This is a genomic window from Tritonibacter sp. AK171 (assembly GCF_030127025.1).
Lineage (GTDB): Bacteria > Pseudomonadota > Alphaproteobacteria > Rhodobacterales > Rhodobacteraceae > Epibacterium > Epibacterium mobile.
This window is the reverse complement of sequence record NZ_CP126134.1, coordinates 2089347-2108527: the sequence shown is the minus strand read 5'-3', so window position 1 is coordinate 2108527 and position 19181 is coordinate 2089347. Positions and strand designations below refer to the sequence as shown.

Annotated in this window: 21 protein-coding genes; 6 read left to right on the top strand and 15 right to left on the bottom strand. The window is 58.0% G+C overall.

The genetic code is table 11. The features are described from left to right. Positions 1-14: 14 nt before the first annotated feature. Both QNI81_RS09955 and QNI81_RS09950 read left to right on the top strand, forming a co-directional pair. Positions 15-797 (top strand): alpha/beta hydrolase, encoded by a 783-nt coding sequence (locus tag QNI81_RS09955; protein WP_502999218.1) that lies wholly within the window; start codon positions 15-17, stop codon positions 795-797. A 3-nt stretch (positions 798-800) separates the two neighbouring features. Further along, positions 801-1958 carry an alpha-D-ribose 1-methylphosphonate 5-triphosphate diphosphatase gene (locus tag QNI81_RS09950; RefSeq protein WP_283966396.1) on the top strand — a complete coding sequence of 386 codons (1158 nt, stop codon included), beginning with the start codon at positions 801-803 and terminating at the stop codon, positions 1956-1958. Between the two features lie 183 nt (positions 1959-2141). On the opposite strand, the gene QNI81_RS09945 is transcribed toward QNI81_RS09950, so the two are convergent. Both QNI81_RS09945 and purE read right to left on the bottom strand, forming a co-directional pair. Beyond that, complete coding sequence (locus QNI81_RS09945; RefSeq protein ID WP_283966395.1) at positions 2142-3239, bottom strand: 5-(carboxyamino)imidazole ribonucleotide synthase; 1098 nt, start codon at positions 3237-3239, stop codon at positions 2142-2144. Next, a complete protein-coding gene (purE, locus tag QNI81_RS09940) occupies positions 3232-3720 on the bottom strand; it encodes a 5-(carboxyamino)imidazole ribonucleotide mutase (protein WP_283966394.1) in 489 nt (162 codons plus the stop codon). The genes QNI81_RS09945 and purE overlap by 8 nt, the downstream gene beginning before the upstream one ends. Positions 3721-3990: 270 nt before the next feature. Between purE and QNI81_RS09935 the strand changes: the two genes are divergently transcribed. Next, positions 3991-4881: a PhzF family phenazine biosynthesis protein gene (locus QNI81_RS09935; RefSeq protein ID WP_283966393.1), complete on the top strand. Its 891-nt coding sequence runs from the start codon at positions 3991-3993 to the stop codon at positions 4879-4881. A 164-nt stretch (positions 4882-5045) separates the two neighbouring features. Beyond that, positions 5046-5504 (top strand): GFA family protein, encoded by a 459-nt coding sequence (locus tag QNI81_RS14745; RefSeq protein ID WP_349636770.1) that lies wholly within the window; start codon positions 5046-5048, stop codon positions 5502-5504. On the opposite strand, the gene QNI81_RS09925 is transcribed toward QNI81_RS14745, so the two are convergent. From QNI81_RS09925 to QNI81_RS09910, 4 genes are all read right to left on the bottom strand, one after another. Beyond that, entirely contained in the window at positions 5501-6016 is a 516-nt protein-coding gene (locus tag QNI81_RS09925; RefSeq protein WP_283966392.1) for a DUF6653 family protein, read from the bottom strand. The genes QNI81_RS14745 and QNI81_RS09925 overlap by 4 nt on opposite strands. A 109-nt stretch (positions 6017-6125) precedes the next feature. Further along, on the bottom strand, positions 6126-7610 hold the full coding sequence (locus QNI81_RS09920) for an inorganic phosphate transporter (RefSeq protein ID WP_009179049.1): 1485 nt from the start codon (positions 7608-7610) through the stop codon (positions 6126-6128). Positions 7611-7867: 257 nt separating this feature from the next. Then, positions 7868-8092 carry a DUF1150 family protein gene (locus QNI81_RS09915; protein WP_005616529.1) on the bottom strand — a complete coding sequence of 75 codons (225 nt, stop codon included), beginning with the start codon at positions 8090-8092 and terminating at the stop codon, positions 7868-7870. Between the two features lie 3 nt (positions 8093-8095). Beyond that, complete coding sequence (locus QNI81_RS09910; protein ID WP_005616528.1) at positions 8096-8509, bottom strand: Hsp20 family protein; 414 nt, start codon at positions 8507-8509, stop codon at positions 8096-8098. Positions 8510-8704: 195 nt separating this feature from the next. On the opposite strand from QNI81_RS09910, the gene QNI81_RS09905 reads away from it, so the two are divergent. After that, positions 8705-8929 carry a YdcH family protein gene (locus tag QNI81_RS09905; protein ID WP_009178884.1) on the top strand — a complete coding sequence of 75 codons (225 nt, stop codon included), beginning with the start codon at positions 8705-8707 and terminating at the stop codon, positions 8927-8929. A 96-nt stretch (positions 8930-9025) separates the two neighbouring features. On the opposite strand, the gene QNI81_RS09900 is transcribed toward QNI81_RS09905, so the two are convergent. The 4 genes from QNI81_RS09900 to trxB all read right to left on the bottom strand — a co-directional run bounded on the left by QNI81_RS09900 (position 9026) and on the right by trxB (position 14124). Then, a complete protein-coding gene (locus QNI81_RS09900; protein WP_065320814.1) occupies positions 9026-10744 on the bottom strand; it encodes a bifunctional sulfate adenylyltransferase/adenylylsulfate kinase in 1719 nt (572 codons plus the stop codon). 208 nt (positions 10745-10952) lie between these two features. After that, positions 10953-12635, bottom strand: a complete 1683-nt coding sequence (locus QNI81_RS09895; RefSeq protein WP_283966391.1) for an adenylate/guanylate cyclase domain-containing protein — start codon at positions 12633-12635, stop codon at positions 10953-10955. 75 nt (positions 12636-12710) lie between these two features. Continuing rightward, positions 12711-13214 (bottom strand): RES family NAD+ phosphorylase, encoded by a 504-nt coding sequence (locus tag QNI81_RS09890; protein ID WP_283966390.1) that lies wholly within the window; start codon positions 13212-13214, stop codon positions 12711-12713. Continuing rightward, positions 13183-14124 (bottom strand): thioredoxin-disulfide reductase, encoded by a 942-nt coding sequence (gene trxB, locus QNI81_RS09885; protein WP_283966389.1) that lies wholly within the window; start codon positions 14122-14124, stop codon positions 13183-13185. The genes QNI81_RS09890 and trxB overlap by 32 nt, the downstream gene beginning before the upstream one ends. A gap of 244 nt (positions 14125-14368) precedes the next feature. Between trxB and QNI81_RS09880 the strand changes: the two genes are divergently transcribed. After that, positions 14369-14869: an Lrp/AsnC family transcriptional regulator gene (locus QNI81_RS09880; protein WP_005616514.1), complete on the top strand. Its 501-nt coding sequence runs from the start codon at positions 14369-14371 to the stop codon at positions 14867-14869. Positions 14870-14900: 31 nt separating this feature from the next. On the opposite strand, the gene QNI81_RS09875 is transcribed toward QNI81_RS09880, so the two are convergent. The 5 genes from QNI81_RS09875 to lgt all read right to left on the bottom strand — a co-directional run bounded on the left by QNI81_RS09875 (position 14901) and on the right by lgt (position 19090). After that, positions 14901-15668, bottom strand: a complete 768-nt coding sequence (locus tag QNI81_RS09875) for a Hint domain-containing protein (RefSeq protein WP_283966388.1) — start codon at positions 15666-15668, stop codon at positions 14901-14903. Positions 15669-15913: 245 nt separating this feature from the next. After that, positions 15914-16069, bottom strand: coding sequence for a hypothetical protein (locus tag QNI81_RS09870; RefSeq protein ID WP_165610548.1), 156 nt, complete (start codon positions 16067-16069; stop codon positions 15914-15916). Positions 16070-16347: 278 nt separating this feature from the next. Further along, positions 16348-17115 (bottom strand): peptidoglycan editing factor PgeF, encoded by a 768-nt coding sequence (pgeF, locus tag QNI81_RS09865; protein ID WP_009179208.1) that lies wholly within the window; start codon positions 17113-17115, stop codon positions 16348-16350. Beyond that, positions 17112-18185 (bottom strand): class I SAM-dependent methyltransferase, encoded by a 1074-nt coding sequence (locus tag QNI81_RS09860; RefSeq protein WP_283966387.1) that lies wholly within the window; start codon positions 18183-18185, stop codon positions 17112-17114. Before QNI81_RS09860 ends, pgeF begins: the two co-directional genes overlap by 4 nt. After that, entirely contained in the window at positions 18182-19090 is a 909-nt protein-coding gene (gene lgt / locus QNI81_RS09855) for a prolipoprotein diacylglyceryl transferase (protein ID WP_283966386.1), read from the bottom strand. The genes QNI81_RS09860 and lgt overlap by 4 nt, the downstream gene beginning before the upstream one ends. Positions 19091-19181: the final 91 nt, after the last annotated feature.

The following is a 19181-nucleotide window of genomic DNA, read 5'->3' as shown; positions in this document are numbered from 1 at the left end:
AATGCCTTGCTTTTTTGCTTCTCAGTCTTGCCTCGCCGCTTCGCGCACAAGAGGCACCACTGCAATCGCATATACCCGAAACCAGTGATGTGGAGGCGCAGAAAGGATGCGTCATCCTGCTGCATGGGCTGGCGCGCACTGAAACCTCTTTTCTGTTGATGGAAGAAGCTCTTGTGGCCCGAGGCTATGAGGTTGTGCGACCGGGTTACCCTTCGACGGAATACACGGTTGAACGCCTTGCGGATGCGGTGCTGCCGCGCGCCTTTGATGTCTGCACACAGGAACCGGTCCATCTGGTCACCCATTCGATGGGCGGTATTCTGGTGCGTTACTGGCTGTCTCATACCCGGCCTGTGACGCTTGGTCGTGTAGTGATGCTTGCGCCTCCCAATCAGGGTAGCGAACTGGTCGACGAGATGGGCGATTGGGCGGTCTTTGATCTGATACACGGGCCCGCAGGGCGAGAACTGGGAACTGGTCCAAACAGCCTGCCCAAACGTTTGCCGCCAGTGGATTATCCGGTTGGCGTAATCGCGGGCAATCAATCGTTGAACCCTGTTTTCTCTGCTCTGATCCCCGGACCGGACGATGGCAAAGTGTCGGTTGCAAGCACAGTGGTTGAAGGGATGAAAAGCCAGTTGGTCCTGCCGGTGACCCATACTTATCTGATGAACAACCCGCGTGTGATTGCACAGGTGGTGCAGTTTATCGAGACCGGGAGTTTTGAGCCTTCGCTTGGCTGGCTCGATGGGGTATTGGGTCGCGATTGGGATGGTGGCCTCAACGGGTTGGACTAGGACATGAGTGGACAAGGAACGGTTGCGCTGCGGTTGGTGGGCGCGGATGTGCTGCGCACAGACGGTTTGGAACTGGGCGGGGCAATAGGTCTTGCAGATGGTGTCCTGCAAGATGTCCGTGAGACCAGAGAAATTGATCTCAGCGGTTATCGCATCCTGCCGGGTATTATTGATCTACATGGTGACGGTTTTGAGCGCCACGTGGCTCCGCGTCGCGGCGCAATGAAGCAGATGGCTGAGGGCATCCGCGCGACTGAGGCCGAGCTTGCCGCCAATGGCATCACCACAGGTGTGCTTGCGCAGTTCTACTCTTGGGAAGGGGGCTTGCGCGGACCAGAGTTTGCCACCGAGGTTTTTGCCGGAATTGCCGAAGTGCGCGCGCATTTGGTCACTGATCTCATTCCGCAATTGCGGTTTGAGGTCCACCTGCTTGATGCCTATGCGGATCTACCGGAGCAGATTTCAAAATGGGGTGTGCCCTATGTGGTGTTCAATGATCACCTGCCGCATGATCGGCTTGCAGAGGGAAAGAAGCCCCCTCGCCTGACCGGTCAGGCGCTGAAGGCAGGGCGGAACCCGGAAAAGCACTTTGAAATGCTGCTGGACCTGCATGCCCGCAAAGATGACGTGCCTGCCGCTTTGGATGCGCTTTGTAAGGTACTTAACGACAAGGGCGTCCGGATTGGGAGCCATGATGATCACACCGCAAATGATCGGGCAAACTGGCGCGAGCGGGGCGCACGGATATCAGAGTTTCCCGAGACCGCTCAGGCCGCCGAAGCGGCACGGGCTGCGGGGGATCACATTATCCTCGGCTCACCCAATGTGGTGCGTGGAGGCAGTCACAAAGGCAATGCCTCCGCATTGGATCTGATCACCATGGGGCTGTGTGATGCACTCGCGTCAGACTACCACTATCCAAGCCCACGCCGTGCTGCGCTGATGTTGGAAAAGTCCGGACTTTTGCCTCTGGAGCGCGCTTGGGGGCTTGTGTCTTCTGGTCCGGCCCGGGTGCTCGGTCTCAGGGATCGCGGGACACTGGAAGCAAACAAGCGCGCCGATCTGGTGATCCTTGATGCGCAGGATCAGGTTGCGGCAACTCTCTCGGGCGGGTGTGTGAGCTACATGAGCGGAGCGATTGCAGCACGTTTCCTGGCCTGAGAGCGCATCCCAATAGGTTTTCATCTTTTCATAAATATCTCGGGGGTTTGGGGGCAGCGCCCCCAGATCCGACCTGCACCACATGCGCCTGCGGCGGGCAGGGGCGCGCCGCGCGTCAGGCCCTTACGGGCCCTCCGTGCGGCGCAGTCATTCGGCCATATGGCCAAATGACTAGGGCGCTCGTCAGTACCCGTCGCGACCTTCAGTGTGGATTACACGGTTGACATGTCCCATCTTGCGGCCGGGTTTGGCCTCGGCCTTACCATAGAGGTGGATCGCACAATCCGGGTCGCGTGCGAGTTCGGCAATGCGTTCGACGTCTTCACCGATCAGATTCTCCATCACGACATCGGCGTAACGCGCACCATTGCCGATGGTCCAGCCGGTGATTGCCCGAATATGCTGTTCAAACTGGTCGATGGTGCAGCCTTCTTGGGTCCAATGACCGGAGTTGTGGACCCGGGGGGCGATCTCATTGACCACCAGCCCATGGCCTGTAACGAAAATCTCGACTCCCAGAACGCCGACATAATCCAGTGCGTTCAGGATTTTACCTGCCATGAGAACCGCGTCCATACTCTGACCGGTTGTAAGGTTCGCAGGAACAGTCGTGGTGCTGAGGATCCCTTCGAGGTGAACATTCTCACCGGGATCATAGCAGGCCACTTTGCCGTTGAGGCTACGTGCGGCAATGACCGACACCTCATGGCTGAAGGGCACGAACCCCTCAAGTACCGCCGGAGCACCCTGCATCGCGGCCAGCGCCTCAGGGGCTTCTTCAGGGTGCATAATGCGCATCTGACCCTTGCCGTCATAGCCAAAGCGACGGGTTTTCAGGATCGAAGGCGTGCCAACCTGTTCGAGCGCGGCATCCAAGCTGGCAGCGTCATTGACCTCAGCAAAGGGAGCCGTCGCAAGGCCCAGATCTTGAAGAAACATTTTTTCTGTCAGGCGATCTTGCGACACCCGGAGCGCCTCGCGACCTGGGCGGATCGGCTTCAGATCCTCAAGGATATCGAGAGCCGAGGTGGGGATATTTTCAAACTCATAGGTGATCACATCTACCGTTTCGGCAAAGGCCCGCAGCGCAGCTTCGTCCTCGTAGTCTGCAGTGGTCACCTTGTCAGCCACATGGCCGGCAGGCGGATTGGCAGAAGGTTCAAAAATATGGGTGGTAAAGCCGAGCCGTGAGGCTGCAACAGACAGCATTCGACCAAGCTGGCCACCGCCAAGGATGCCAATAACGGCACCGGGTTCGAGGATTTGGTCGAGATCAGTCATCGGTTGGCTCCTCGGGGATGGATGCGGCAAGGGCATCGCGCCACGCATCAAGGCGGGCTGCTAGTTCTTGATCGCCTGTGGCGAGAATGCCAGCTGCCATCAGTCCAGCATTGGCGGCACCGGCGGCACCGATCGCCATGGTTGCAACCGGAAAACCCTTTGGCATCTGGACGATGGAGTAAAGGCTATCCACACCGGAGAGCGCGCGGGTCTGCACCGGTACCCCCACCACAGGTACGCGGGTCTTGGACGCCATCATGCCGGGTAAATGCGCCGCGCCGCCTGCGCCCGCGATAATAACATGCAAGCCGCGATCGGCCGCGGTCTTACCGTAGTCCCACAGCCGATCCGGCGTGCGGTGGGCCGAGACGATGCGCGTCTCATAGGCCACGCCCAACTCGTCAAGGATGTTGGCTGCTTCCTTCATCGTGGGCCAGTCGGACTGGCTCCCCATGATGATCCCTACTTTGATGTCGGCCATATCTCGCCTCTACAGTGGAAGGAGCGCGCACCTTAGCGAAAATGACCAAAATGGCAATGCGTTGCGGCGCGAGATTTGCTGCGGTTGCGAAGAACCCTCTGCCAAACGATGCCGGGTTTTATCAATTGCGCTTTGGTGCGGCCCGCCCGGCGGGTCGCGCATATCTCTTTGTTTGCGTGCCATCTCAATTGTATCGGCACAGCGCTACAGCTTGAGCTTTGCTGGCATGGGTGATTGCCTGTCGAAAATCACTATCTCGGGACGCAAAAGATGCCAGAATTTCAATTTGACTGGGTCGATGCCTTTACGGACCGCCCTTTTGGTGGCAACGGCTGTGCGGTGGTGCATGGCGGGGCTCACCTCCCCGAGGAGGTTGCCTGCGCTTATGTGCGGGAAACCTCGCTGGTCGAATGCACGTTCACCGGCCCCTCGGACATCGCAGATGTCAAAGTGCGGTATTTCCTCGCGAGCCGGGAGATCCCTTTTGCGGGACATCCTACCATTGCCACGGTTGCAGCGATGCGGGATCGCGGGCTGATCTCGGGGCAGAGGATCACGCTGGAGACAACTGCAGGAATTGTGCCTGTTGAACTGGACGGTGATCAAATTGTGATGCAGCAGGTTGCCCCGCACTTCGGCCCGTGTCCGGACCTTGAACTGGTGGCGGCAGCTATCAATTTACCTGAGACAGCAATCCTCGGTCAGCCGCAACTGGTGTCAACCGGTCTCCCGTTCTGCATTACGGTACTGAAGGATCAAGATAGCCTGAGAGCGGCGCGTCTGAATGCAGCAGCGATGGCGCCATTGGGCGAGGTTCTGGGCGCGGATGGCCAAGATGTGATGGAGCCGTTTTTGGTGACGCTCGAGGGGTTTACGGGCATTGGCGACACTTTCTCGCGCTTGCTGATGCTGCCGCCAAGCCCACCTGAGGACCCCTTCACGGGCTCAGCCACTGGCGCGATGGCCGCGTATCTTTGGCGTCACGGTTTGATGAAAAAGCCAAGCTTCATTGCCGAGCAGGGGCATCTGATGGGGCGACCCGGTCAGGCGCAGGTATCACTTGTAGGGCGTCCCGATGCGCCAGATGGCATCCGCGTCGGAGGAAAAGGGTTTGTCTTGATGCGCGGCTCAGTAGACCTGCCGGAAGCGCTGCTGGATTAGGGATATGGCATAGCCGTCTGGTTGATCTGCTCCTATGCGATCCTGCCTCTCAGTTGGGTTGAGCACGGCACGCGCCCGCAGGGCGCGTGCCGTGCTGGTCGCTTCGGTCTCAGACCGAAGCGAAATATCTTAAACACGCCATTACGAAACTTGGCAGGCTCTAAATGTTCATGTTATGTTCCTGTCATCTGGTCACGTATTGGCCAGCGACAGGGAGATGCCATATGATCGAAGGAAGTTGTTGTTGTGGAGTGGTAAAGTTCACTCTGAATGCGCCGCCATCCGTGATGGGGACGTGCCATTGCACGCGTTGTCGAAAGCTGGGTGCAAACGTAATGGTCTTTATTCGCCGTGATAGTCTGACATGGCGACAAGGGCGGGATAATATCGCGCAGTACCAACCGGAAGCGCCGTATAAATATGCGCGGTGTTTTTGCAAAACCTGCGGAACATCGCTTGGAGAGATCCTATCAAACGAAGACAGCTTTCCAATCTCGGCTCAAACACTCGATACCGATCTCGATATCCGTAACCGGTTCCATGAATTCGTTTCAGAGAAACCTTCATGGTACGAAATTTGTGACACTGCCGAACAGTTTGAAGGGCACCCGGAGATGTCCTAATCTGGCTGGCTAGGGTGGTCTATCTTACATCGTGCTACATCCTCAGATATCCAGACCATCCGATCCAGCATCCAGAGTTTGCCGAGCATCGCCGCTGCAAGCCCTGTAAATGTCAGGCCGGGTGAGAGCAGGATCAGACCCAGAAGATAGATCAGCCCCCCGGCGCCGCTGATAAACGTAAGCATTCGCACAACGGGGCGATGGTGCTGCAATTCGGGTGCATCCTTCTGGCGCAGCCAGATCTGTTCACCGAGCACTCCACGCGACATCCAATTGTCGGTGCGCTTGGGCGTGGCAAAGATGCGCGGGTTGAGCCATGTCCAGACAAGAACCAACACGATGGGACCAAGTGCCCCCCAGCCCAGCCAGACGCGGCTCCAGACCGCTAAGGCAAAAAGCGGCAGCACGGTCAGACGGCTCCACCCGCTCCATGGGTTGCTATGGCGGGCCCAAACTTGTGGCGTCATGCCCATTGCAGCTTCGGTGCGGTGAAAAACATCCTGTTTGGGCATGTTCACGTGCTCCTTCTCGTCCCTAGAATACTAGCGGGCATCGCGTAATAACAAAACGACCCGCCGGTTGGGCGGGTCGTTTGAAAATTTCAGCAAGTGCTGGCCGCGCCTAGCCGACCATGCGGTTGATCAGGATGAACAACACACCAGACAGTGTCGCGGCAGCGGGAACTGTGATCACCCAAGCCGCGATGATGGTCATGAAATGCGAACGGCGCACCAGTTTGCGGCGGCGGCGCTCATCCGCGCCGATCCGGGGCGCATCAGGTGTGATGGTCTTGGTTTTCCGCATGCGGCGCTCAGTGTCCCATTCGCGGAAGAAGCCCACACCAAAGACGCCTCCAATCGCGATATGCGTGGAGCTGACCGGAAGACCGAGCCAGCTTGCCACAATCACCGTGATTGCTGCCGAAAGGGCAACGCAATAGGCACGCATGGGGTTCAGCTTGGTGATCTGACTGCCAACCATTCGGATCAACTTGGGCCCGAACAGGAACAATCCAAAGGAAATCCCAAAAGCCCCGATAATCATGACCCAGAAGGGAATCGAAACGGCATGAGTGAAGTCACCCGAAGTCGATGCTTGCACGATAGCTGCCAAGGGGCCGACCGCATTGGCCACGTCGTTTGCACCATGCGCAAAGCTCAACAGGGCGGCAGAGACGATCAGCGGGATCGAGAACAGAATCTTCAGAGATTTATTCCGGTTCTCAAGACCTTGAGACTGTTTGCGGATGATAGGGATCATAACCAGCCAAATTAAGATGGCGACTGCCACGCCAATCATAAGCGCCTGCGACAGATCGATTTTGATCAGCTTCTTGAGACCTTTCACCGCGAGATAGGACGCAAACGCGCCGCCCATGATGCCCACCAGAACGGGAACCCAAGTCCGGGCGGCTGCGATCTTATCCTCACGGTAGATGATGCGCGACTTGATGAACCACAGGAATGCGGCTGCGATCAGACCGCCCAGCAGCGGAGAGATGACCCAGCTGGCCGCAATCGCACCCATCTTGGCCCAGTTCACAGCAGCAAACCCCGCAGCTGCGATGCCTGCACCCATCACTCCGCCCACAACCGCGTGAGTGGTCGACACTGGCGCGCCGATCCATGTGGCCAAATTCACCCAAAGTGCCGAAGCCAGAAGAGCCGCAAGCATGGCGGCAATGAACATGGAGGAGGTGGCCATGGTCTCGGGCGAGATGATACCTTTGGCGATGGTTGAAACCACATCACCACCTGCAATCAATGCGCCCGCGCTTTCAAAAATGGCGGCGACAACGATGGCAAAGCCCATGGACATCGCATTGGCGCCCACCGCAGGCCCCATGTTGTTGGCAACATCATTCGCCCCGATATTGAGCGCCATATAGGCCCCAAAAGCGGCGGCGATCACGACGATCACCGTGTTGTTGGCATCGCCCAGCATCAGCCCGGTCGCGGCGGCGACGATCAGGATAAACACAAAGGCGATCCCGAGCCCGACGTTGGATCGCCCCACATAGGCCGTTGCCTGTTCCAGCGAGGACAGACGAGCAAGGTCGCGGTCCAGGGTTTCAAGGTGACGCGGCTCTAGGTCGTTTTGGGACACCCGTCCTCTCCATTCGTTTTTGCGCGCCGTGTCTGTAACGGTTTTGTAACAGCCGGGCAACGCATATGCCGGGTCGAAGTTTGGTGTGACCGGTGTTTTTCACATTGAGAACCGCCACACCAACGGCTGGGGGTGGTAGCATGTAGCCCGCGTGCATGACGGAACCCATTGGTGCAGCGCAAAATAAACCCCCGCAGCCTCAGGGAGGTGCGGGGGCGTGGCAACGCCGTGGCGCTGCGAAGTTTATAAACCGGATGTCAGTGAACAGCGACCGGCGCGTAGTCGTGTTGACGGGCCAGTACAAAGGCCATCTTGCGATCTGCAACGAGCGCGAGTTGTTCGCCCGCCTCATCATGTACCGCATATAGCTGCGTACGACCCGGCACAGAGGCCTGAACATCTTTGGGCAGATCGGCAACTGCGACAGTCTTGACGTAGACGGTGCGCCCGCCAACCTGAGCCATTTCTACAGGTGTCTGCATGATTTACCCCTTTTTGATATTGATGGTTTGCACAACGGTTTCGGGACGCGAGCGGGTCAGATCCACATGGAGCAGACCGTTTTCCATCACGGCTTCGCCAACTTCGACGCCATCAGCCAATACGAACATGCGCTGGAACTGACGCGCGGCGATGCCGCGATGCAAGAAGATGCGTCCGTCCGAGTCGTCGCGCTGACGGCCACGAATCACGAGTTGCCGGTCCTCGACCGTAATCGCCAGATCCTCTTCCGCAAAACCCGCCACTGCGAGCGTGATGCGATACGAATGATCGGAGGTCTGTTCGATATTATAGGGAGGGTAGCCTTCATTGCCGGATTTGGCAGAACGCTCCAGCAGGCGTTCCAGTTGCTCGAAGCCCAGCATATGCGGGTATGAGCCCAAGGTAAGTTTCGACACTGTTTTCTCGTCCTTAATTCGAAAGCGACGGTTTCTTGCGGTCCCAATCTGGCAACCGCTGTGTTATAGGATATGGGATGTATCTGCCGTTTCACAAGTCCCGGGTTCACCTTTCCCTCCACAGTCGCCCCTAGCGCTGCGATCTGAGGGAGCCTAATATGCGTACTGTTTCACTGTCCTTAACAAGAGTCGCAAATGAACAAGCGGTCTGATCTGGCAATGGCCAACGAAGATGTCCTCCGGGTAGAGCTGGAGGTGTTCCGTAGGGAACATCGCGATCTCGACGAGGCCATTCAGGCGCTCGAAGAGAAGGGCACGGCGGATGCGCTGACGATTCGGCGCCTGAAAAAGCAAAAGCTGGTGCTGAAGGACAAAATCTCACTGATCGAAGACCGGCTGCTGCCTGATATTATTGCCTGACTGCGACCTCGCTGTTTCAACGCAGATGCAAACATGCGCGGGCAACAAAAAAACGGCCCGCACAAAGGCGGGCCGTCGGTCATAAAGGGTGAGTGATCAGTTTCCGTTGATCAGACCCATGCTTTCGAGCTTCAGAAGTACCTGATGGGCGCAGTTGTCGACCTCGACATTCTCGGTCTCGACGCTCAACTCGGGGTTTTGAGGCACGTCATAGGGGTCAGAGATCCCGGTGAATTCCTTGATCTTGCCTTCGCGCGCGAGCTTGTAGAGGCCCTTGCGGTCGCGGCGCTCACATTCCTCGATCGAGGTGGCGACATGGACCTCGACGAAGGCACCGAATTGCTCGATTTCTTCCCGCACATGGCGACGGGTGGCCGCATAGGGGGCGATTGGCGCACAGATGGCGATACCGCCGTTTTTGGTGATCTCAGACGCCACATAGCCGATACGCTTGATGTTGAGATCGCGGTGCTCTTTGGAGAAGCCCAGCTCGGAGCTGAGGTTTTTCCGCACGATATCACCATCCAGAAGCGTCACCGGGCGGCCACCCATCTCCATCAGCTTGACCATCAAAGCGTTTGCGATGGTGGACTTGCCGGACCCTGAGAAGCCGGTGAAGAAAACGGTGAAACCTTGCTGCGCGCGTGGTGGCTTGGTTTTGCGCAGCTCTGCCACAACCTCGGGGAAGGAGAACCATTCAGGGATTTCCAGACCCTCAGACAGGCGGCGACGCAGCTCGGTGCCGGAGATGTTGAGGATCGTGACGTTGTCCTTGTCCTCGATCTCGTCGTTGGGCTCGTACTGGGCGCGTTCCTGCACATAGACCATGTGTTTGAAGTCGACCATTTCGATGCCGATTTCTTCCTGATGGGCACGGAACAGATCCTGAGCGTCATAAGGGCCATAGAAATCTTCACCGGCGGAGTTTTTGCCGGGGCCTGCATGGTCGCGACCCACGATGAAATGGGTGCAGCCGTGGTTTTTGCGGATGATCCCATGCCACACGGCCTCGCGCGGGCCGGCCATACGCATTGCCAGGTTCAGCAGGCTCATGGAAGTGGTGGCCGCCGGATATTTGTCCAGCACGGCCTCATAGCAGCGCACGCGGGTGAAGTGATCCACATCGCCCGGTTTGGTCATGCCGACCACCGGATGGATCAGCAGGTTGGCCTGCGCTTCACGCGCGGCGCGGAAGGTCAGTTCCTGGTGGGCGCGGTGCAGCGGGTTGCGGGTCTGGAAGGCCACGACCTTGCGCCAGCCCAGTTTGCGAAAATAGGCGCGCAGCTCGTTGGGGGTGTCGCGGCGGGCGCGGAAATCATAGTGCACCGGCTGCTGGATGCCGGTTACGGGGCCACCGAGGTAAATTTTACCTGCGGTGTTGTGCAGGTAATTCACAGCCGGATGCGCGTCATCATCCGCGCCAAAAACCATCTCGGCCTCGCGGGATTTGTTAGGCTCCCAACGGTCGGTAACGGTCATGGTGCCGAGGATTACGCCTTCCTGATCACGAAGGGCGATATCCTGACCGATCTCGATGGAGGCTGCAAAATCTTCGGATACGTCCAAGGTGATTGGCATCGGCCACAATTGGCCATCAGCAAGGCGCATGTTTTCTACAACGCCATTGTAATCCTCTTCGGAGAGGAAACCCTTGAGCGGGTTGAAGCCGCCATTCATCAAGAGTTCTAGGTCGCAAATCTGGCGCGGGGTGAGGTCGTGGCTGGTCAGTTCCGCCGCTTCGACTTTTAGCTTTTGTGCGGAATCATAAGATACATAAAGCTCCGGGATTGGAGCCAGATTACTCGACATGGGCATAAGAAATCTCTCTCGTCTTGCGTCGCTCTCGCAATGGCAGCGCTGGGTTTGGGCAATACTCGTTGAGCGTGACGAATGTCTAGCGGTGCGGGGGAAAAAGGAAAATATGGGCCTATTCTGTCGCGTTTGGGCCAGTGGTCATGGAAATGGTTCGGGATTTAGAACAGCATTCGCGGGGCACTGCAATACGCCGATCAAAGCTACTCATTCAGCTGTGTGAATTTGAACCTGAAATGATTTTCTGAAGGTGAGATGCGCGTTCGAGCGGCAGTGCTTTTACGGCTTTCTCAACCCCTCTCAGTTGAAACTGCTGATACTCCGCTTCTGACTGCGACAAACTGGCGGCCTCAAACACATCCCGCGAGACCAGAAGTTCGACCCCAAGCTCCTTGGTTTTTGCCTCAAGACGGCTGGCGGCATTTACTGTTGCACCGATCAATGTGCGGGGGGCATGCCCTGCTGCGCCGATCTCCCCCAAAACAACGGTTCCCGTGTGCAGTCCCATACCGATGCGAATGGGGGTTTCGCCCTCAGAGGCCAACAGCCGGTTAAACCGAGCCAATGACGCGCCGATATTTGCGGTTGCGGTCAAAGCGGCCTGTGCCGAGCTCGCGGTGTCATCTGTTTCGAACAAGGCCAATAACCCATCGCCCATATATTTATCGACCGCGCCCCCGGCTTTGGTGACCTCTGGGACGATTGCGTCAAAGAACCGGTTCAAAAGGAAAACAACATCATACGGCAACAAATCCGCAGATCGCGCGGTAAAGCCGCGAATGTCGAGGAACAAGACCGCGATGGTTTTCTCCTCGCCCTGTGTGGCATGTATCTGGCGGCGCCCCTTGGGGGTGTAGAGACGCTTTACCGTCATCGCCGCGTTCGGTTTGATCTGGCAGGCAAGTCGCATATTGTCGGGCGCTTTGATCGCAGCCAGACTGCGCGCCTCTGCCGCATTTGGAGGCGGAAGCTCATCGCCGCCTGCGAGCACCATCACCCGACATGTCGTGCAACGCCCCTTGCCGCCGCAAAGGGAAGGGTGGGGGATGCCCTTCATTTGGGACATTTCCAAGAGCGTCAGCCCTCTATCCGCGACAATTTCTGGACCGTTCTCATAGGTGATACGCACGGAACGTGTGCGGCGGATGAGGCGTCTCAGGCCAAAGGCTGCCAATGCCACAAACAGCAGAGAGAAAAAGATGCAAACGCCGATATTGGTGACCGTTGCCAGATGTGCAAACCCAGCCGTATCAGGCCAGTTGTAATCTTCTATGATCTGTTGGGCGAAGCCCTGTTCTGCAAAAAATCCCCACATTCGCCGCCCTTCGGTCACCAGTCCGGCAAGCGCAAGGGTGGGCATAAGAACCGCAACACCGATCATGTAGGGAACCAGCGCCCCCCACCAACGGGTCAGGCGCAGCCACATATGAATGCCAATGCAGCCATGTATCCACACCGCCAGCAGCAGCAGATACTGATGTAAGGCTTCGGGGCCGGACCACAGCATCAACACAACAGAGGACATTTCGTCCTCATACCCCTGCACGCGCGCCGCGTAATTGGTATGTACGATATGCTGGATCAGTTGCAGTGGGATCAGCACACCGAGGAGCAATTGCAGCCACTGTGTGAAGGTCATCCGCAAAGTGCGCCGCATCGCAACCTGCCAAAGCGCTAGACCCGCATGGACCAAGAGAGACCCGTAAAGGAGCACTTGACCGGGGGGGCTTTTGCTAATGGGTTCGCGAACCTCTTGCACTGCTTCCATCAAATCGGGCGAAACGAGGCCCGCCGCGATATTCAAGAAGTGAAAGAACGCAAAGGTGAACAGCACAAGGCCGGAGATAAGCCGGCTGCGGTGAATCCAGTTTCCCTGCCAAAGTGCTTGTGTCACGCTTGATTTGCCTCACGTCCGCGGTTCAGTGCCGTTATCTGCCATCTAAAGGCAAAACCCTCCATGTGGCCCTCGCTATTCTTCTAGACGAGGTTCGGTGGCTTTGGGCCAAGGTTGGCAGGTGTTAATGCGACCCGAAAAGATGTCCGCGCTGAAAAATACAGCATGTGTCAAATCGGGGCGGGAGCGAGAGGAATATAGAATTCCATCTGCATTATGTGCGCGGGCTTGATCGCTAAAAACCCAAGTTGGCGATGGCTGCCCGCTCTCGTGAACATCTTGCCACACCATCGAGGCCTCGTTGTTGTGCGTGACATCCAGTAAGCTGGCATTGCGCACATCTAGCGCGAGGATCACTCGAGCGGGATCACGAGCGGTGACATATCGTTTGATCGCGACGCCACAGCCTTCTGCGGTGAGGGACGTGTATATCGCAAACTGACCAGAGTGGTGGAACCGCCCGGCAGGCGCGCGGGCGGCTTCAAATGGAGCGTTGGACTGGTCCGCGAACAAGATCCTCCAGACGGTGCCGGAGAATCTTACCAGTTCACTCCTGCTCGGCAAGGAAGCGTTCTGCATCAAGCGCGGCCATGCAGCCCATACCGGCAGAGGTGACAGCCTGACGGTATTTGTGGTCAGTCAGATCGCCTGCTGCAAAGATACCGGGGACTGAGGTCTCAGTCGTGCCGGGTTTCACCTTCACATAGCCGCCGTTATGGGTCTCAAGCACATCTTTGACCAACTCGGTCGCAGGGGCGTGGCCGATGGCGACGAACACACCCTTCGCCGGGATCTCGGTGATCTCGCCGGTCTTGGTGTGCTTCACCCGCACGGCCTCAACGCCCAAGGGCGCATCGGTGCCGACCACTTCATCGAGTTCGTGGAACCACAGCGGCTCGATCTTGGGGTTCTTCATCAGTCGGTCGATCAGGATCTTCTCGGCGCGCAGCTCGTCGCGACGGTGGATCAGGGTGACCTTGGAGGCAAAATTGGTGAGGAACAGCGCTTCCTCGACGGCGGTGTTGCCGCCGCCGATCACCACGATCTCCTGACCGCGATAGAAAAACCCGTCGCAGGTAGCGCAGGCGGAAACGCCAAAGCCCTTGAACTTCTCTTCCGAGGGCAGGCCCAGCCATTTGGCGCGCGCACCGGTGGCGAGGATCACTGCATCCGCCGTATAAGTGGTGCCGCTGTCACCCTTGGCCACAAACGGGCGGCTGGACGTATCGAGTGAGGTGATCATGTCACCGATGATCTCGGTGCCCATGGCGCGGGCGTGAGATTCCATGTTGACCATGAGGTCAGGACCCTGGATCTCGGTGTGACCGGGCCAGTTCTCCACCTCTGTGGTGGTGGTCAGCTGGCCGCCCGGCTCGATGCCCTGCACAAGGATCGGTTCCAGCATCGCGCGGCTGGCATATACGGCGGCCGTGTAGCCTGCTGGGCCGGAGCCGATGATAAGAACCTTTGTGTGGCGCGTTTCGCTCATGGTTTTTCCCCAGATGATTTGTGCTTGCGGTCTTGCCGCCGTCGGAGACTGCATATAACTGCGACGCGCGCATGCTTAAAGACCTTCGTTCGTTCTTGCCACAGGTGCGAGCGCGCTGGGGTGTGAATGGACACGCCCAAGCAGAGCGAAGCGCGCTACAAGAATGTTGCCAGTTTGTGAAATAATGTTGCGTGACAGCCCGTCTCTGCTATAAGAAACGCAATTTTCAGGAGAAAGCCACCCAATGGTCACCACACGTCTGGACCCGATTGACCGGAAGATTCTGTCGGAGCTGCAGGCCGATGGCCGGATGACGAATGTCGAACTGGCCAAGCGCGTCGGGATTTCTGCGCCGCCCTGTTTGCGCCGCGTACGCGCGCTTGAAGAAGCGGGATTGATCCGCGGCTATCATGCAGAAGTGAATGACCGTGAACTGGGCTTTGAGGTGCAGGTCTTTGCGATGGTCGGGCTGGAAAGCCAGGCCGAAGCCGAACTGAGCGCGTTTGAGGAAAAATGCCGCAGCTGGCCCTTGGTGCGCGAGTGTCACATGCTGAATGGCGAGGTCGATTTCATCCTGAAATGCGTGGCACCAGACCTGTCGACGTTCCAGAGCTTTCTCACCAGCGATTTGCTGACCACGCCAAATGTGGCCAGTGTCAAAACATCGCTTGTCATCCGGGGCGCCAAGGATGAACCGGGTGTGCCGTTTGATGTGCTCGAAGAGCGCCTGTCGCGCGAAGCCTGAACAAGCCTCGCCGTAGCATTAGAACCCGTGATCAGGCCTGCGTTGTGCGGGCCCGATCAAAGGCAAGTGTACCGAAATCGGAGATCTTGTCCGCGTGCGGGAACATGTTCAAGAACAACGTCTTGATCGGATAACTCACCAGCTTTAGCGCATCTGGGCCGGGATGGTAGGTTTCAAACTCAAGCCCGCCAACCTTGATGACCGCATGTTGCGCAAGGCAGAGATGGTACATGTCCACCGGTGCGGGGGGCGTGGTCTCGACGATGTTCATGCCATCAATGAATTCCACCACTGGCGTCAGCAGGGGGCTATCGCCTTCGGCGTGCCGCAGGTGAATCGGCGTGCGCAAGAGCCGTGCCGAAGGGCCTGTCACCACACATGACATTGGTTTTTCCATGCCAAGACTGTCGGCCATGAAGCTGGTCAGCGAAAGCTGCGCCCCGGTGGCGGCCTTATGGCCGGGCACCATCGTGGTCATGCCCTTCCAGATCAATTGCTGGTAGCTGCCGTCCCGCGTCAGGACGCGGTCACCGGGATAAAGGTCCTCGATTGCGACCGGGCCAAAGTCAGTTTCAATCAGTGAACCGCGTGTGAAAGCTGTAAAGGCTTGCTCAAATAGGGGCAGGGCCGGAGCAATGTGCCGGGTCTCAGCCGGGTTGCCGTTTGGCAAAAGGCTTGCAACCTCATAGCGGCGTAGCTGTGGCTTGGATCCACCGGGCAACGCCTGAGCCTGCGGCATCAGTGGCTTGACTTTGGCTATGTTGGCGGCAGCGCGCTCTAATGACTGAGGTAAGGTCAAATTACCGGTCCTCTTTACTCGTGGCATGCGCTTCGGCCCCCACCGATGCACATACGCGTGACTTTATGCCCAATCTCGCGCCCTATCAGGATCTATTCCGATACGTGCAACCCGCAGAAAGTTGGACACGCGCATTTCAGATGCCTTAGCCAGAGGTTGGCTGGACTGGGTTATGAAACCTGCAGGGGGATCCCACAGGGATGCCGGATTCTCCGGCGGCCGCTCAAGAGACGGTCTGAGACCGATCAGGCGGATTTGGCGACAGAAACAGCCTTAATCGTTGCCTTCTGGCGCCGGGCAATCATGGCCTTGCGCGTTGCGCCGCGTGTCCATGGCATTTTCACATCCTGAGATTTGGAAGTCGAAACGATGGATTTCACGAAGCGTGATTGCGCGGGCATTCTTTGTCTCCTGTCCACCTGAGGCGGTGGTTGAATTCTTTCATGGAGACTGTTTTCGACGAACATTGAGGTCTGAATATGACCGATACATGGAAAGACGCGGAGCGGCCGGTATCAAAAGTATAGGAGCGGCAAGAGAATCTACGGGTTTGATTTTCATGCGTAAAAGGTGCTGGATGACGCTGGGGAAGGGGCGCTGGCGTGCAAACACACGTGGATTGTGGCGCAGTCAGGTGTGATTTGCCACAAATTGAATGGAATTTGCGCGCGTTTCAGACCTACAGGCGAATACAGGAAATCAACCGTCCGTAGTCTGCATCTTTTGCGTGCGTTGCGCGACGGTATGAATAAAAGCGCTCCGGGTCTGAATAGGTGCAGTGTCGCGTCCACTCACAGGCGTCGATCCCGGCACCGCGCAGCTTGGCGAGCCCAAGGCCCGGCAGGTCAAAGAGCATCCGATCACCCTCGCCTTGGGCAAAGAAGCGAGCGTTTGCCTGATCCTGCGCTAGGAAGTCCTCAAAAAACTCCGGTCCGACTTCATACGCACGCTGAGAAATGGTCGGCCCGATCACGGCGCGTATGCCGTCTCGTGTCGCGCCCAATGTGAGCATTGCGTCGACCGTGGCCTCCAGCACGCCATCGAGAGTGCCACGCCAGCCTGCATGCGCAGCGCCAATCACACCGGCTGAAGCGTCGGCAAAAAGCACAGGCTGACAGTCCGCCGTTAAGACAGAAAGCACCACATCCGGGTTTGTGGTCACCATTGCATCGACTTTGGGTTTTGGCGCGTCAGGATCTGTGGGCAGCGCGTCAATCACAGCCACATCCGCCGAATGGACCTGATGCATACCCAAGAGCGCCCCAGTTGGCGCCCCCATCGCATCCGCAACACGGGCCCGGTTTAGCATGACAGCCTCGCGCTGGTCAGATGACCCAACCCCGCAGTTGAGACCCTCAAACACCCCCGAAGACGCCCCCCCTTTACGGGTAAAAAAGCCGTGCGCAACGGGAGACAATAGAGCGGATTTGACGGATTCGAGTGTCATTTTTCCAGTCCTGCGGGGGGAGGGGATTGAGTGGGGTAGAGGCCGAGCACTTTGAACAGGTTTCCCATTTCCTCTGGGTGCGTCAACCGTCGATGTGCAGAAACAATCTGGTCGAGCGGCGCGCCTTCTAGCCCGCTCGCGAGCGCGCGCGCACGCTCGGTGATGCCGAGCCGCTCCAGAAACACCCCCTGTGGCGTCAGGCGTGTGTGGGCACATCCCGAGATCCGTGCGGCATTGCATATCGCTTCGAAATCTACATGTGCTGTCAGATCGGCCTGACCGGGGTTTTGCAGCGGATCGGTGGGCGCGTGGGCGCGCAATGCCTGTAACGTGTCACCAAGTGAGCGCCAGTCACCGTAATCGACCACTAAGGCTGCGCCACCATGGTCGGCTATACGCTGGGCGATAGCTTCGGTCACGACGGTGGCAATTTCGCAATGTTCAACCAGATCACCGTGTTTGGTGTCCTCGATCCGATGGGCAAGTGCAGGCTGCGGCGCGGCTGCTCCAAGCCCAAGGGCCAAGGCGCTGGCATCATCAGTCAGCCCCACCCGCCGTTCGCGCCATTGGGTCTCGTCGCGCTGAAACTGTCGGATTGGCAATGCGTCGAAAAACTCATTGGCCACTAGAAAAAGTGGCTGTTGTGGCAGATCCTCAACAGACGGCAGCCAGCGCGGCGCGTAAGGCGCAAGCGCGATCTCTTGGAGGTTGCGCAGGCGCGGAGAGGCCTCAATGAGCGTCAGATCCATCGCGTCGTGAAAACCCGGCACCGCGCGGGTTGCGCGCAGCATATCTGCCATCAGTGTTCCGCGACCGGGACCAAGCTCCGCCAGTGTAAACGGGGCGGGGCTGCCCTGATCAAGCCACGCCTGTACCAGCACGAGACCCAAGAGTTCGCCAAACATCTGACTGACTTCCGGCGCAGTGATGAAGTCACCTTCCGCACCGATTGCGGTGGCCGTCGTGTAATACCCGTGCTCGGGATGGAGCAGGCATTCAGACATATACTCAGCAACGCTCATCGGGCCGTCGAGATGAATGCGGCGGCGCAGTGTGTCCATGAGGCTCATGCGCGGGACTCTGTCGTGGCCGCGTGGCGTGCATGTAGGATGAACCAAAGACCCAGAGCAATCATCGGCACTGAGAGAGCCTGACCCTGAGTGAGCCCGTAGCCGCCGATCTGCCACGCCAGACCCAGAGGGTTACCGTCAGAGATGAACTGCGCGTCGGGTTGGCGAAGAAACTCAACAATGAATCGTGCGATACCATACCCTGCAAGGAAGGTGCCAAGAATGCGGCCCGGCGCATGAAAGGCGTTGCGGCGATAGACCATCCAAAGGATGAGTGCGCCGAGGATCAGCCCTTCCATCGCGGCTTCGTAGAGCTGGCTGGGGTGGCGTGCGCAGATTTCGCCCAAAGCCTGGCCGCAGTCCTGTGCAGCGCGCCCCGGGAAGGCCACACCCCACGGCAAATCAGTGGCGCGCCCCCAGAGTTCGGCATTGACGAAGTTTGCAAGCCGCCCAAGTAGCAAGCCCGGCGCAACAGTGTGGGCGACCAGATCGGCAATTTGCAGTTTGTCGATATTCTGCGCGCGGGCATAAAGCCATGTGGCCACCACAACACCCAGAAGACCGCCATGAAAGGCCATGCCCCCTTCCCAGATGCGCAGAATCTGTGCGGGATTTTCTAGATAGACAGAGGGTTGATAGAACAGGACATGCCCGAGGCGGCCACCAAGGATCACACCGAGGATGATCCACGTCACCAGATCCTCGACCTGACGGGGTGTCATCGGCGCCGTTTCATTGGGCCAAAGTGCAGGGCGTTTGACGGCGCGTGCAGCCAGATACCATGCGATCAGGATACCTGCGATGTAGGCCAGCGCATACCAGCGCAGCGCAAATTCCGTCCCGAATAGGGAGATGGAAAATATCTCCGGCGACAGGTTTGGGAATTGGATCATTTCTGCCAGCATGGGGTCCTCTGTGCCTCTTTGGGGCAAGTCCTGTCAACGGCTTGCCGTTTGCGCCTCAAGTGCCCATATAGGGGGTAAGCCTCACGTAGGT